The organism is Falseniella ignava, assembly GCF_002847645.1.
Lineage (GTDB): Bacteria > Bacillota > Bacilli > Lactobacillales > Aerococcaceae > Falseniella > Falseniella ignava.
On sequence record NZ_PKHE01000005.1, the window covers coordinates 77,434 to 90,970 of the forward strand.

The window sequence follows — 13,537 nt, forward strand, 5'->3', positions numbered from 1 at the left end:
TGAGGTAGTCGATGTTATTCATCCGATTCACCTCTTAACTCAATCAACGTCATAATAGCGTAATTTGCTAAGTCCATTAATGTATCTTCAATCGATTCATCGTTGACCCGAGCTTCTTTTGTTGATAGTGAGATTAATCGGTTGGTTTTATCCGTAATACGTGTTACGGCTGAAATAATGCCTAATTTTTTAAACGTATCACCGAAACTGCCACCGTAATCGTGGTTTTTATCGATGTAAATGGATAGGAGTTTATCGGTTATTTTTTTAAATTGATTTGTTTTATCGATACCCATGTTTTATATCCCCCTTAACTGTTCCGTCAAACTTTTAAGCTCGTTGATGACGAATGTTTCATCTCGCCATATACCGTCTGCTAAAGGCGTAAAGTCACTAAATCTCGGCACATAATCGCCTGCGTGCGCACAATCGAAGCCAATTGCATAATCGCCTACGTGTGCGCAACCACCTTCGATATAATCAGCAAAAGTCACACCACCGTGAACATCAAGCTCGTATAACGGATTATTAACGTGCATAATATCGTATAAATCTAATCCGATGTACGGATGATTTTCAGGCAATTTCACATAACCACATAATACGTTTAAAGTATTTATTCTAATAAGACCGAGATATTCGCCATCAATTGAATACATCACTTCGCCTGACGGATATTTACGCTTGAATTCTTCCCAAGGTTGCATAGCTATTCCTCGATTCCAAACAGGTATTTTTTAATTCTGTCTGCGCCTATTTTTTCAACATATTCAAGCGCTTCATTTTCAGTGTCAAAGTAATAGTCTCCGTAAACAAACCTACTGAAAACCGAATAAGTAGCCGAGATATTGTTGTCAATATCCAACGAAACCACCCAATTTTTTGCGTTCTCCTTAAAAGGTCTTCCCATCATACTCAATTCGTGCAGCACTTTTCGTCTTTCAACCTCGAACTCCGCTTCTTCTTTAGTTTTAAAGACGTTTCCAATGGCAAATATATTGTGCTCAGGCTGTGTGTCGCCCCAAAAATCACTAAACACACGTCCGTCATTATGTATATACCAATACGTTTCCGTATAACCAAGTTTAGGCTTTATCTTTTCATATTTATCTTTTACCTCTTTCAATCTCGCTTCAAATTCTTCAATGAGCTTGTTGATTTCTTCGTTCATATTTACTCCTCCACTCCGAATAAGTATTTTTTGATACGTTCTTCGCCGATTATATTGATTGCTTCTTGCGCTTCTTCTTCGGTGTCAAAGTAGTAATTGCCAAAACAATGTTGCGTTGCACCAAAGATACTAATAGATAATCTTTCTTTGTGTAGTAAAGGATATTCTAACTCGATACTGTAGTTTTCTCCGTATGGTCTAAACGCTCTCCCTAGTTTTTCTAACTCACGCAACACTTTAAGGCGTTCTGCTTCAAATTCGGCTTCTTCTTGCGTTTTGAAGATTGCGTTGTTTTGTAGTGCTATATCATCATAGGAATGGTCTGTCCAAAATAGGTGGACAACTTCTCCGTTACTTCTAACAACCCAGTACGTGTCGCCAAACTCAGGTTTAAACTCTTCTTTCTTTTCCTCGCCATTTTCTAAAGCAATCTCCTCTAATATCGCTTCAATTTCTTCTTTTAATGCCGTAACTCGCTCGGTTAAGTCAGCCGTTTTTATTCCTTTTTCATATAAATGTCTAACAAAATCGCTTAACTCACCCGCCTTAATGTTACTTGCATCTAACTCTTCGATAAGACTCTCTTTAATAATTTCATTGATTGATTTACTCATAATTTTACTCCTCCTTTAAATCTGCTTCTTTAACGAACGACCCGTTGATTACTTTACCTTTTCTATCCTTAATCACTTGATACGCTGAATATAAACACTTAGCGAACGAGAACCCTCGTTGCATACAATACCCAATTAAAACAACGGTAATATCTCCAATTGCGTCAATTTCTTCTTCAACATCATTATTCGCTCGTGCGTCTAATAACTCTTGTACTTCTTCTTTCAACTTCTCCAATTGCGCTGTACCGTCAAATGTATGCAAGTTGCGCTCTACAAACCAGCCTTGAACTTGTTCAACTAATTTATTTAAATTAATTTTAGAAATTTCCATTCAACAATTCCTCCACGTCTTTTTCATTCCTGCAGATCCCTGCAAGCGCACCTCGTTTATTCATCTGTTCAATAAAATTTAACTGTTCTTTGCTCGGTCTGCCTTTTTCTGTTTTCACTTCAATGAAAAATGCTTTACCGTCTTCATTACGAACTCCGAATAAATCTGAAAACCCTCTTGGCAATCCTGTATCAAAAAAACGTCCATCTGCCATTCTGACTTTTCCAACGTTTGCCCGAAAACAAACTCCATATTCTGATGCTTTAACTCGCAATCGATTCATTAATGCTGTTTCTTTGTTCAAATTACACCTCCTAAGTGATGTTTAGATGAATAGTTTCGGATAGCTCAAAAATTACCATCAGTATCTCTAATCCCTTGTGTAGCAATGGATTAGAAAGTTTTTGTTATGAAAAAAATGACGGTTATACCTTATTTTCCCTTAGCACTATATATAGGTGTTCATTTTAAATATTTATAACTTATATAAAAACTATCCGTACTATCCGTAAATATATAATTATCATTGTTGTACCAACGGTTTAGGTATACGGAGAGTTTAAAAGCAACTCTCCGTTAACCCTCTGTACTCTCCGTTAATGATTGTCTACTAAAAAGCTAATGACATTGCTTCGTTTAGCATCTGCTGATAATTCAGAATCATTTAGTTTTAAACCTTGGTATACAACGTATCCTCTTCCGTCTCTTTTCTTGTCAAATCGTTTCGATAATTCAATTCCGAATTTCGTTCGGCTCATGTGACCCCATTCGTTACCCTCTTTGACCCATGAATGGTATGCTTTCCATAAATTAGATGCTGTCTCCTCTACATTCGGGTTGATCACACAATTCTCGTCCACAAACCGATGCACGATATCCATTTCGTTACGATACTCGCCACGTTGTTTTGCGATTAAATCAGGTTCCATCAGTCCGTTCTCTCGCCACATCTCGTAACCGTCAACGCACCAGTTTAAGATACCTGTGAGTTCACCTTTGAGCTTACTCGTTAGTTTCTTGTCGATTTTTTCTTTCGGTATTTGATACTCAAACGGGATGATGACAATCCGTCGCCAGATTCCTGTGTCTGTTCCTTGAATAACTGGCTTATGGTTGGTTGTCATCCAGATTTTGAATTCAGGTTTATACTCGAAGAATTCTGCGTTTAAGTGACGAGCTGTGATTTTGTCGTCTCCCGTCATCTGCTTGACGATTCCCTCATCGAGCTTCATGCCTTTATTCGGCTCAGAGGTGGTGACGAAACGTGCGCCCTTTAGCCTTGCAATATCAGGACTCGCTGACGACCCGTCACGATTACTTGCCATCAATGTGGACGGTTGGATCGCTGTTCCGTAACTACCCATCACGTCGTTTAAGACGTTGACAAACACCGATTTACCGTTTTGACCGTCTCCAACTAAGAAAAACATCACTTGTTCCGATACGTCCCCTGACATCGAATAACCAATCGCACGTTGGATATAATCGATTAATTCTTGATCACCTTGAAATATTTCATCCAAGAAGTTTATCCATTGCGGACAATCAGCTTCGGGATTATATTCTGAATACGACATTTTACTCATCATCTTACTTGGATTGTGTTTCATCAGATGACGGTTATTTAAATCAATGTAGCCACTCACCGTGTTAAATAAGTAAGGGTCACGGTCAAATGCATCTGTACCAATCGCCACACGATGTTGGGTATCGGTAATCATCCGTTGTTTACCACTGACCGATCGACTGTATTTAACGTGTTTTGCCTTGTTTTTCTCGGCTTGTTCAACGAGTTTTTCGTTCGTTTCATCACTGACGACAATTGGCTCTTTATAGATTGACCTTGCAATCATATCTGCCATCTCATAAACCTTGCCTAAATCATCCATTACCCAGACTTTACCTGAGTAGTAATACCATTTTTTATTGTTGAATGAATACTTCACTCGTTCGCCAAATGCACGCATGAACCGACCTGAATTTCCTGTATCGTCATATGAAAAATGCTTCGGTTTCAGTTTCGGTTTTGAAGACATATCTAAAATATTTAGATCAAAATCATCCACGGGTTGGTAATAGTTTGTTGTACCTTGAATGGATTTTTGAATCGTTAATGCTCCGTAGGTGGAATTCTCTCGCTTCTCATCCCATTTACTACGCATCATGCCTGATTCACGGTAAATCGCATCCATCTTCTGAGGATCACATGCAGTCCAGTAAGCTAGATCATTACAAAATGCTAAATCCGCTTCAGACTGCGAATTGTAAAACTGTTCCCACGCTCCATCCATGAACATTTTGAAGCGCATGCCCGTTTTACTCTCGGAGGCTCGTTCGATAATTTCATCTTCAGATAAATTATTCCCTAGTTCTGCATCCACTGCCGATAAATCTTGAACGGAGATTGAATCTTCGCCAATGTATTTATGGTGTAGATAATTAACTTTTCCCATTTCAGAATCATCATAAATACCTCGGTACTCGCCTAATCGGTTTCCCGTCATCGTGAAGAAACGACCCTTGTCGTACATTTCAATGTCGCCTTTTCGTCTGCCTCCAGGTGGGAGTGTTCCCTTACAAATAATATGAACACCTGTTCCAGATGGACTGATTTCTGCGTAACTTCCGAGAATATCAATGAATTCAGCCACGATGTTATCTTGATTATCTCCTTGCATATAACGCATGATTTCAGATTCTACGTTGTCTAAATCAATCCCGTAATAATTTCCGTCAAAAAAATAGCCTATCCCATCGTATTTATCTACGACGGATACAGCAGTATCGAAGTCCGACCATGTGGTCGGATCGTTCGATTTTGCATAGTAACCTGTACTGCTGTTGTATGGACGTTTTGTAAATTTCTCTCGTTCTGCATCCCATTCAAGTTTGAAGTTACACCAATTATCTTGTTCGACAAGTTCATCAGGAATGTAATCGTATTGATTTTTAGAATGGCAGGTCATCTTCACTAATCACCGTCGCTTCTTGGTTGGTCTCAAACGGTGAACCTTCTTTTTTCTTGAATTGATGTTGTACATTCGGGAATTTTGTATAATCCCAACGCTTCACATTTAAGTTTTTGTACGTGTTTCCGTTATATTCTGATTCTTCATTCTTAACAGTAACTCTCACGGGCTTTCCGCCTAAGTCTTCAAACACATCTTCAAGCGACTCGTATTTTTTGTTTTCACTCATCTGTGCATATTTACCAATCGTATTTAACATCGACTTATTATATTTCCCTGTTGCTTTTGCCATCCAAATACGATGGAAGATTAACGCATTCTTTCCTTTTTGATCAACATCATTTCTGACAGTTAGTACACAGTTGATGAATTTTGATCCACCTTGTGTTGCATCTTCGCTAATTGAGGAAATCACTGCCTCGTAAGTTCCATCTGCCAGTCCACCTTCAAATGTGTCGTTAAAATCAAATTGAAATGCCATAATTCATTCTCCTTTTTTCTTTAAATTTTTGATGATTGTACATTTAAATTAAAACCTTTGTTTTTCGGTTGATAGTGATACACCCATGAGGGGGCATCAGGTAAATTTAGTTCTTTGGCTTTAAAGGCTGACCAACTTGCTTTGTAGCCTTTCGCTTTACCAATTTCTTGTAATTCTTTGTAACTGGTAGCTTGTCGCCAGTTTCTGTTTTTATAAAAATGTTTTTTTCTTTCTTCTTGTGTATATTCAACAAGGTCGCCTTCAACTTCCTCTTTGTCGTTTTTTTCAATGTGATGTTTTAATCCACATATAGGACATTGTCGGTAACGCTCTACCTCAAACTCATTCTCTTTTACCGGGATATATTTTATTTGTATTTTAGGTATATCTTCTTCACCTAAGAGAACACCACATCCCCCATTCCCAATTTCACATTCCCACGTTCTATAATGTTCTTCTTCGCCTTTTCGCTTTCGGTCTTTCTTCTCCAATGACCATTCTCTTTGTTCGTCAGGAAATTTGTGTCGATCAAAGTTAGCAACATGGTCCAGTATGTAAGCTATTTTATCGGACTGGTATCTCATTGGTCGCATGGATTGTTGAATGTAAAGCGACAACGATTTTGTCGGTCTAAGTAGCATCACAGCAGTGCAATCGGGTACGTCGAACCCCTCACCTAAAATATCAACGTTGCATAGAACGAGTATCTCTCCATCTCTGAACTTTTGAATAATTTCTTCTCTTTCTGTTTTAGGCGTATTTGCATCGATGTGTTTTGAAGGTATACCGTTGTCATTAAAATGCTTGGCATATCCTCTTGAAAATTCCACACTATGTGCATAAAGGATTGTTTTTTGACCGTTTATTAATCGTTTGTAATTATCGACAACATCTCCGTAAATCGTTTTACTTAATGCATCCCCCGTCGATTTACTGGTGTAATCCCCTGTGGAAGACATCTTTAATTTTGCTAAATCGATTGCTGGCAATGAAAAGTATCGATAAGGTGATAGACGATGATTCTCAATCATCCACTTCACGCTTACGCCCTCGATCAACACATCATTCACATCTCCTAACCCATCACCGTTTAATCGAATGGGTGTAGCTGTAAATCCAACAATAAACGTATCGAAATAATCGATAATCTTTCGGTACGACTTGGCTAACGAGTGATGGTTTTCATCAATCACAATTAGGTCATATGGTGGATGCTGATCTAATCTCCTTACAACCGTTTGAACCATGCCGACATGAACTCTGTCCATAATAACGTCATTATTTATTAACGTTTTCTCGATTTGTTCCTTTAGTTCTTTTCGGTGGACGAGAAATAATACTCGGTTTCCTTTATGCGTTGACCTTCTGATTATCTCTGCAATGATGATTGACTTTCCCCCACCACACCCTAAGACGATGCAAGGTGCTTTATATCCTTGTGTATAAGCTTTTAAAGTTCGGTCTACAAGGTCTTGTTGGTAAGGGAAGAGTTGATAAGTCATTCATTATCTACCCCTTCCAATAACTTCAAGGCTTTGTTTAATGCTACTTGTTCAAATTCTTCTAACTCGATCCCGTTCATCTTAAATCGGATATCATCTAATAACTTCTGATGTTCTTCGGATAAATCAGCTAATTCTTTAATTTGACTGATCGTTTCTGCTTTTTTCTTACGTTCCATTGCTTTGATATCGATACCCTCTTCAGCCCAGTCATAAATTTGCTTACCTGTTTGTTCTGTGATGATAAAACGTCCGTCAAAACTATTTGAGTTATCTTTCATCGCTTCAGCTGTGTGGTTTTGATATAACTGAAAAGTAATCGCAAACTCATATTCAAGCGAATCCTTTTGTTCTGCTTTTAAGCCAACTTTCTCGATTTGAAGTTTTCCTGTTTCCAAAGTGGTCAACTCATAACCTTGTTTAGACCTTACACACGCAATGACATGGACGTCAGTATCTAAAAACATAGACATCAGTATATTCTCATCTGGTTTCACTTTGTTCCAATCTGAAAATTTGCCACCTAATGAATTTACTTTATCGAGTATGCCACCTTCACCACTCCATGCATGCGTGATACTATCCACGATAACGACTTCACATCCTGCCTTTTTGCATTCCATAAAAGCTTCTTTATATCTTTGTGGTGTGAAAGGTGCTGTTAAGTCATAATGTAAAAAGCTTCCAATTTCTTGTTCATTTATTGTCATGCCTGCGTACAATGTTGAACGACTGTGTTCTGTATCAATAACTGCGATTTTTTCCCATCTCTCATCATTTGATAAATCAGGAAACATCTCCCGGACAATGCCTTTTGCAATTAATAATGCTGAAACGGTCTTTCCCGAACCACTTGCCCCCATCAGCATAATAGGCACTTTCATCTTGGCTCGGACTGCTCTTTTTAATGCCATTTTATTACCCCCTAACTAATTCTGATGTGTTTGCCCTTGCGTACAGATACACCGTCAAACAGCTCACCAGTATCCTTGATGTGGTCGAGCAATTTACGACGATCTAATTTACTCGGTTGAGGAATATAGTATTCACTCGGGATTTTTGCATCTTTTGAAATATCCATTGAGTAAACACTGTTATTCCGAAGCGATACTGTGAATAATTCGCCACTCACTTTATTAATATCGTTAAATTCCATCGTTTGTTGTACGTATTGCTTCAAGCTATTAATACGATTTCGATACACTTTTGCTTGTTCTGATAATCGATTTGCTTCGTTTTTATAGGCTGTTTCTGAAGCTTCGAAATTTTTAATGAGTTTCGCAATATTTTCAACCTTATCTGTTAATTCGCCTTGAATATCTGTAAACTGATCAAGCGCTTCCTTTAACTCTGCATCCGTTTCGGCTTCATGCAGTTGCATTTCTGCAATTCTGAAGTTATCGGCTAGTTCGTAAAGTTTCATCTCCAACCCTCCTCAACGACTTCAATATCTAAGTTCTCTCGAATATAATCCATGATGTCTTCAGCATCGTATCGGACAAGATCACCCTTAAAATTCACAACTTCGTCACCCTCGTATAAATCGTACCCCCAGTAATCTTTTGCAATTGCTTTCGGCTCTTCAGGTTCCATGGGTACACCGAATTTATCTTTTAATACCATTTTCTATCGTTGCCTCCTGTGTTATAATGAAGTTAGTTATATTTGTTAAGCGCCTGTTACTGCAGGTGCTTTTTGCTGTAGTAAACAATTAATCGAAATACGTCTAAAATATGTTGGATATCTTTCGTCTTCTTAAACCTTTTGATACACCCCTTAATCTCGTTCATCTTCGACCTCAAATAACTTTCCACACTCTCTACATACATATAAGCTATACCCACTAATTTCTTTTACGCTATACGCACTAATGTCTATACAGTTGTCACTTCCACAGTACTTGCAGGTTACTTTCTTTGTTTCTTCATGATCTGCCGCCATTCTTGTGCCTCCTTTAAAATTAATTCTTCAACCTCGTAAAAACCTTGCCACATCTGCCACAAACATATGTGATTGATTTTTCTGTTTCTTTGTATTTGCTCCCAGATCCTTTGCGACAATTCTTGCAATAGTTGTGCGGTGCGTTATCTGGCACTTTGTAATCAAGCCACATCGCTACATCCCCATGAAGAACAGCAAGATCATCGCTACTGGTGGAACAACTAATATCATTGCTAAAGTAATTGATAAGTTTCTGCTTTCTCTTTCAGTCGTTTCAAGCAATAACTCTTTCGCTTTGCGCTCGTGTAACTCACGCTTTAACGCTTTATTCTCTTGAACCAATCTGTTATTCGTTCTGATTAAACCAATGTTCGCTTCTCGGTAGCCTTGAACATCTCGTTCTAGCTCCTTAACTTTCTTCGGTTTTCTATTTCTAAAATATTGAATGTCGTACTCAATCGTGTTATCTTCTGCTGTTTCCACTTGATCACTCTCCTAAAATAATTCGAAAGTTGTCTTCTAAAAACTCTTTTGTCTTGCTCGCTAAGAATAAATACCCCGATTTCCCTCCGCTTGGATATTTGACAAACCCCCCATTCTCTACATCGATATGTTTTTTAAACCGTGCATTTTCAAGGATATTCTCCTTTAGCCATTTTGACTTTCTATTCGTCCTATCTTCTAAATCTTGTAAGCTCCACCATGTACCAATTTCGTCACTTGCAGATAATCTTTCGTATTCTGCTCGCTCAATGAGAATGAGTTCTGGAGGAATGGTCACGGTTGCTTGCAATTTGAGTTGTTGTTCCATGCGGACCTCCTTTTAAGTAGTACTGAATTTCCGTACTTCCTTTGTAAAAAAAATATCATCTATATCTAGGTTAACTAATTTAGAAAACTGAAACGCTGTATCCATTCTCATATAAGTAATGTAGTTTTCGTATTTAAAAAACGTTGTCTCAGACACTTTCAGCTTATCCGCTATCTCTTTTTGTGTGTACCCTGCTAACTGTCTTGCCTGCTTGATTGTGTACAATTTATAATCACCTCCTTTGATTCAACGTCTTCATTATAAACTACATTTTTTCCGTAGTCAACACAAAAATACATTTTTTTTGTACTTTTTAACAAGTTTTATTAATTAATGTACAGAAATACTATTGTTTTAAAGATTTTTTACCTGTATAATTTATATTAATAGGAGGTGGGAAAATGGATTTCAGCAACGTTATAAAATATCTAAGAAAAAAGAATAATATCACTCAATCAGAATTAGCAAAGATATTGGATGTGGGCGCAACAACTGTCTCATCTTGGGAAAGAGGTGCGAACTTCCCTACTATGGATAGAGTTGTCCAACTTGCAAATTTCTTCAATGTTCCAATTGGTACATTTTTTGGTAATGTTCCAAATGTTGAGGAGACCGTTTCTATCCCCATCCTTGGCATCATCGCTTGTGGCGAACCGATTACAGCCGATGAAAATATTAATGAGTATCGTGAAGTCCTTAAAGATAATTTACCCTCAGGAAACCTGTTTTACTTAGAAGCAAAAGGTGACTCGATGTCACCTAAAATACCTGACGGTAGTTATGTATTGGTAAGAGAACAATCCGATGTAGAAAACGGAGAAATTGCTGCCGTTCTTTTGAACGGAGATGAGGAAGCAACCCTTAAAAAGGTACGAAAATTAGGGAAAACTGTGTTATTAGAAGCATTAAATGATGCTTATGAACCTTATGTTATCAATGAAGATAATCCAGCTAGAATAATCGGAAAAGCAGTTAAATTAGAAGTAGATTTATAGAAAGGAGTTCTAACTAGCGCGGAGGTATCTCAATTAATTATTAGGAGGATATTCAATGAAGAAAACTGTTAACTATATTCCAGGCTTTTGGCCATTTTGGTATTCTGATCAAATTACTGTAACAGATAAGGCGATTACGAGCATTAAAAAGAATTTAGCATTTTTCGGATTAATTCCAATGGGAGAAAATGAACGGAGAATAACATTAAATTCTGTGTCAGGTGTCCACACCAATAGAAAGTATAGTATTAAGCATTTTATTTTTGCATTTATTTGGTTATTAATTTCTATTCCTGCACTCGGATTAACCATTCCATTTTTATTACGTTCTGCATCGAAAGCCATCACAAGCCAATTGGTTATCGAACGTTCAAGCGGTGCTTTTGATGTGATTGATTTCCCTTTCTTTCAAGCAGCAAAAGCAGATGAAGCTGCAAATTATATAAAAGAAGTATTGGATCAATAATTTAAAAACAAAAACACCTCACTCCCCTGTCGCCAAACAAAATGAGTGAGATGTAGTGCGAAATGCCTTCAATGATGAAGGTTATTCCTGTTGCTTTATTATATCACATTTGGAGGTGCATTAATATGGCGAGCGTTAAAAAAAGAGGCAAGACGTGGGAATACACGGTCTCTTATAAGAAAGGTAAAGGAGATTACGGTAGACTCACTAAAGGTGGATTTAGAACGAAGAAAGAAGCTGAATCTGAAGCGAGGCAATTAGAAGTCTCGATATCTGAAGGATATAACCCGATAAAAAAAGAAATGTTGTTCTCAGAATATTTTAAAGATTGGTATGAGCTTTATAAAAAACAAGTGATCACAGATGTTACGATCAGAAAATACAAAGCGACATACAATAATATCAAAAAATATATTCCACATCATCGGTTGTGCGATTTAGATCGCAAGGAATATCAAAAACTGTTGAATGAATTCGGAAAAACACATTCTTTAAATACTTCAAAAACATTCCATTCTCACTTAAAAGCGTGCATCACAGATGCATTGGAAGATAAAGTCATCTTGATAAACCCAACTTACCGAGCGGTAGTAACGGGTAAAATCCCCTCTAAGCCACAAGAAGAAAAATATTTAGAATATGATGACTTTAAACGCTTAGTCAACGAAACGTGGTCAAGGTTGAGTAAATACCATTCTCACTACCTGATTTTGATTATGTGTTACACGGGATGTCGATTGGCAGAAGCACAAGGTTTAACGTGGAATAATATAAATTATGAAGAAAAAACACTGAGGATCGAAAAGACGTGGTCGTATAACGAGAAAGAAAGAGCAACGTTTATCCCCACGAAAAATCGAGAAATCAGAACGATCACGATGCCAAATCAACTGATTGAATTGTTTCAAATATATCATAAATTCCAAGAAGAAAACGATCTGCTAATTGATCGAGTGATCCCTGATACAATTTCGGCAAACGGAGTAAACAAAATGCTTAAAAACATTCAATCGCATCTTGAAATAAATCCACAAATCACTTCTCATGGATTAAGGCATACACACGCTAGCGTGTTGTTGTCAGATGGATTAAACATTTTAACTGTTGCTGAACGATTAGGACATAAAGATATCACAGTCACACAGAAAGTGTATTCGCATCTTTTGACGAAATTAAAAGAAAAAGACATCGAGAAAATCCAGTCCGCACTGAATTTCTAGGATGCCTTAATGTTGAAAATTTGTAGAAAGAGATAATAAAACTACCGCTTACTAAAAATATAAAACGTTGATATATCAAGGTTTTGTATAGCTAATACAAGCTAAGAATTAGCTATTTAAGCCACCTGTCAGAATCGAACTGACGACCTCTTCCTTACCATGGAAGCGCTCTACCGACTGAGCTAAGGCGGCAAATAAGATGTAGCTTATTAACACATAACAACATAATTATACCCGATTTTACGAGTAAAGTAAACACTAAATCCGAAGATCTCTTACGCCTTAGCACAGTCTCTGCTTAAAGTGATCATTCGCCGCTACAAAGAGAGTACCCAATAAGATGTCTTCGGATTTTATAAGTATAGAAAAGCGTTTTGTTCTTTTTCCAACTATAATTTACCACCGTTTGTATGCGTTTGCAAGGTGTATTTTTGATGATTTTAGTCAAGTTGAGCTTCTAATCATTTTCACCAATTTATATTTTTTCAATGGAGTTGTATCAGATCAAATACGAGCTAACCAATTCAACCATTCGAAATTCGATAATCTAATCTCTCAACTCATAAAAATATAATTTTCAACAGGATAATTTAATTTTAAGCAAAAAAAATAAGCTCGACTGGCTTAGAATAAAAAGCTCCGCCAGTTGGGCTCGAACCAACGACATCATGATTAACAGTCATGCGCTCTGCCAACTGAGCTATGGCGGAATCATCCAACTGAAGATCAGATCTTCTCTTAAATGAATTAACAATAATTCAGCGTGGCGACGACCTACTCTCACAGGACCCAAGGTCCAACTACCATCGGCGCTAAGAAGCTTAACTGCTGTGTTCGGGATGGGAACAGGTGTGTCCTTCTTGCAACCATCACCACACTAAATTATCTGAATGAACCTTTGTCCACTCAAAACTGAATATCTCTTCCAAAAGTTTCCTTAAACTGACTGACTCGTGGTTAAGTCCTCGACCGATTAGTACTAGTCCGCTCCATACATCACTGCACTTCCACTTCTAGCCTATCTACCTGATCG

19 protein-coding genes, 2 tRNA genes and 1 rRNA gene are annotated in these 13,537 nt (G+C 37.5%); 3 read left to right on the plus strand and 19 right to left on the minus strand.

What is annotated here, in order from left to right:
- Window positions 1–14 precede the first annotated feature (14 nt).
- The 16 genes from CYJ57_RS03125 to CYJ57_RS03195 all read right to left on the minus strand — a co-directional run bounded on the left by CYJ57_RS03125 (window position 15) and on the right by CYJ57_RS03195 (window position 10,048).
- The gene (locus tag CYJ57_RS03125; protein WP_101954035.1) at window positions 15–296 is read right to left on the minus strand and encodes a DUF1599 domain-containing protein; all 282 of its coding nucleotides are present in this window, start codon (window positions 294–296) and stop codon (window positions 15–17) included.
- 3 nt (window positions 297–299) lie between these two features.
- A complete protein-coding gene (locus CYJ57_RS03130; RefSeq protein WP_101954036.1) occupies window positions 300–707 on the minus strand; it encodes a hypothetical protein in 408 nt (135 codons plus the stop codon).
- 2 nt (window positions 708–709) lie between these two features.
- On the minus strand, window positions 710–1,171 hold the full coding sequence (locus tag CYJ57_RS03135) for a hypothetical protein (protein ID WP_101954037.1): 462 nt from the start codon (window positions 1,169–1,171) through the stop codon (window positions 710–712).
- Between the two features lie 2 nt (window positions 1,172–1,173).
- The gene (locus tag CYJ57_RS03140; RefSeq protein ID WP_101954038.1) at window positions 1,174–1,785 is read right to left on the minus strand and encodes a hypothetical protein; all 612 of its coding nucleotides are present in this window, start codon (window positions 1,783–1,785) and stop codon (window positions 1,174–1,176) included.
- A 4-nt stretch (window positions 1,786–1,789) separates the two neighbouring features.
- Entirely contained in the window at window positions 1,790–2,119 is a 330-nt protein-coding gene (locus CYJ57_RS03145) for a MazG-like family protein (protein WP_244896574.1), read from the minus strand.
- On the minus strand, window positions 2,106–2,423 hold the full coding sequence (locus CYJ57_RS03150; protein WP_180764367.1) for a VRR-NUC domain-containing protein: 318 nt from the start codon (window positions 2,421–2,423) through the stop codon (window positions 2,106–2,108). Before CYJ57_RS03150 ends, CYJ57_RS03145 begins: the two co-directional genes overlap by 14 nt.
- A 292-nt stretch (window positions 2,424–2,715) precedes the next feature.
- Complete coding sequence (locus tag CYJ57_RS03155) at window positions 2,716–5,085, minus strand: phage/plasmid primase, P4 family (protein WP_101954039.1); 2,370 nt, start codon at window positions 5,083–5,085, stop codon at window positions 2,716–2,718.
- Window positions 5,069–5,569 carry a DUF669 domain-containing protein gene (locus CYJ57_RS03160; RefSeq protein WP_101954040.1) on the minus strand — a complete coding sequence of 167 codons (501 nt, stop codon included), beginning with the start codon at window positions 5,567–5,569 and terminating at the stop codon, window positions 5,069–5,071. Before CYJ57_RS03160 ends, CYJ57_RS03155 begins: the two co-directional genes overlap by 17 nt.
- Window positions 5,570–5,589: 20 nt before the next feature.
- Entirely contained in the window at window positions 5,590–7,071 is a 1,482-nt protein-coding gene (locus CYJ57_RS03165) for a DEAD/DEAH box helicase (protein WP_101954041.1), read from the minus strand.
- Window positions 7,068–7,985 (minus strand): AAA family ATPase, encoded by a 918-nt coding sequence (locus CYJ57_RS03170; protein ID WP_101954042.1) that lies wholly within the window; start codon window positions 7,983–7,985, stop codon window positions 7,068–7,070. The genes CYJ57_RS03165 and CYJ57_RS03170 overlap by 4 nt, the downstream gene beginning before the upstream one ends.
- 11 nt (window positions 7,986–7,996) lie before the next feature.
- Window positions 7,997–8,494, minus strand: a complete 498-nt coding sequence (locus tag CYJ57_RS03175; RefSeq protein WP_101954043.1) for a siphovirus Gp157 family protein — start codon at window positions 8,492–8,494, stop codon at window positions 7,997–7,999.
- A complete protein-coding gene (locus CYJ57_RS03180; RefSeq protein ID WP_101954044.1) occupies window positions 8,491–8,694 on the minus strand; it encodes a hypothetical protein in 204 nt (67 codons plus the stop codon). The genes CYJ57_RS03175 and CYJ57_RS03180 overlap by 4 nt, the downstream gene beginning before the upstream one ends.
- 153 nt (window positions 8,695–8,847) lie before the next feature.
- Window positions 8,848–9,012: a hypothetical protein gene (locus tag CYJ57_RS07800; protein ID WP_180764368.1), complete on the minus strand. Its 165-nt coding sequence runs from the start codon at window positions 9,010–9,012 to the stop codon at window positions 8,848–8,850.
- 174 nt (window positions 9,013–9,186) lie between these two features.
- Window positions 9,187–9,495 carry a hypothetical protein gene (locus tag CYJ57_RS03185; RefSeq protein WP_101954045.1) on the minus strand — a complete coding sequence of 103 codons (309 nt, stop codon included), beginning with the start codon at window positions 9,493–9,495 and terminating at the stop codon, window positions 9,187–9,189.
- Between the two features lie 4 nt (window positions 9,496–9,499).
- Window positions 9,500–9,823 (minus strand): DUF771 domain-containing protein, encoded by a 324-nt coding sequence (locus CYJ57_RS03190; protein ID WP_101954046.1) that lies wholly within the window; start codon window positions 9,821–9,823, stop codon window positions 9,500–9,502.
- A 12-nt stretch (window positions 9,824–9,835) separates the two neighbouring features.
- On the minus strand, window positions 9,836–10,048 hold the full coding sequence (locus CYJ57_RS03195) for a helix-turn-helix transcriptional regulator (RefSeq protein ID WP_101954047.1): 213 nt from the start codon (window positions 10,046–10,048) through the stop codon (window positions 9,836–9,838).
- Between the two features lie 176 nt (window positions 10,049–10,224).
- Here CYJ57_RS03195 and CYJ57_RS03200 point away from each other — a divergent pair, with 176 nt between their 5' ends.
- From CYJ57_RS03200 to CYJ57_RS03210, 3 genes are all read left to right on the plus strand, one after another.
- Window positions 10,225–10,818, plus strand: coding sequence for a LexA family protein (locus CYJ57_RS03200; RefSeq protein WP_101954048.1), 594 nt, complete (start codon window positions 10,225–10,227; stop codon window positions 10,816–10,818).
- A gap of 55 nt (window positions 10,819–10,873) precedes the next feature.
- Window positions 10,874–11,284 carry a hypothetical protein gene (locus CYJ57_RS03205; protein ID WP_101954049.1) on the plus strand — a complete coding sequence of 137 codons (411 nt, stop codon included), beginning with the start codon at window positions 10,874–10,876 and terminating at the stop codon, window positions 11,282–11,284.
- 125 nt (window positions 11,285–11,409) lie between these two features.
- Window positions 11,410–12,504, plus strand: coding sequence for a tyrosine-type recombinase/integrase (locus CYJ57_RS03210; protein WP_180764369.1), 1,095 nt, complete (start codon window positions 11,410–11,412; stop codon window positions 12,502–12,504).
- 119 nt (window positions 12,505–12,623) lie between these two features.
- Here the strand turns inward: CYJ57_RS03210 and CYJ57_RS03215 are convergent.
- The 3 genes from CYJ57_RS03215 to rrf all read right to left on the minus strand — a co-directional run bounded on the left by CYJ57_RS03215 (window position 12,624) and on the right by rrf (window position 13,381).
- Window positions 12,624–12,696, minus strand: a tRNA-Thr gene (locus CYJ57_RS03215).
- Between the two features lie 445 nt (window positions 12,697–13,141).
- Window positions 13,142–13,214 (minus strand) — tRNA-Asn (locus CYJ57_RS03220).
- A gap of 51 nt (window positions 13,215–13,265) precedes the next feature.
- Window positions 13,266–13,381 (minus strand): 5S ribosomal RNA (gene rrf / locus CYJ57_RS03225).
- Between the last annotated feature and the right edge of the window lie 156 nt (window positions 13,382–13,537).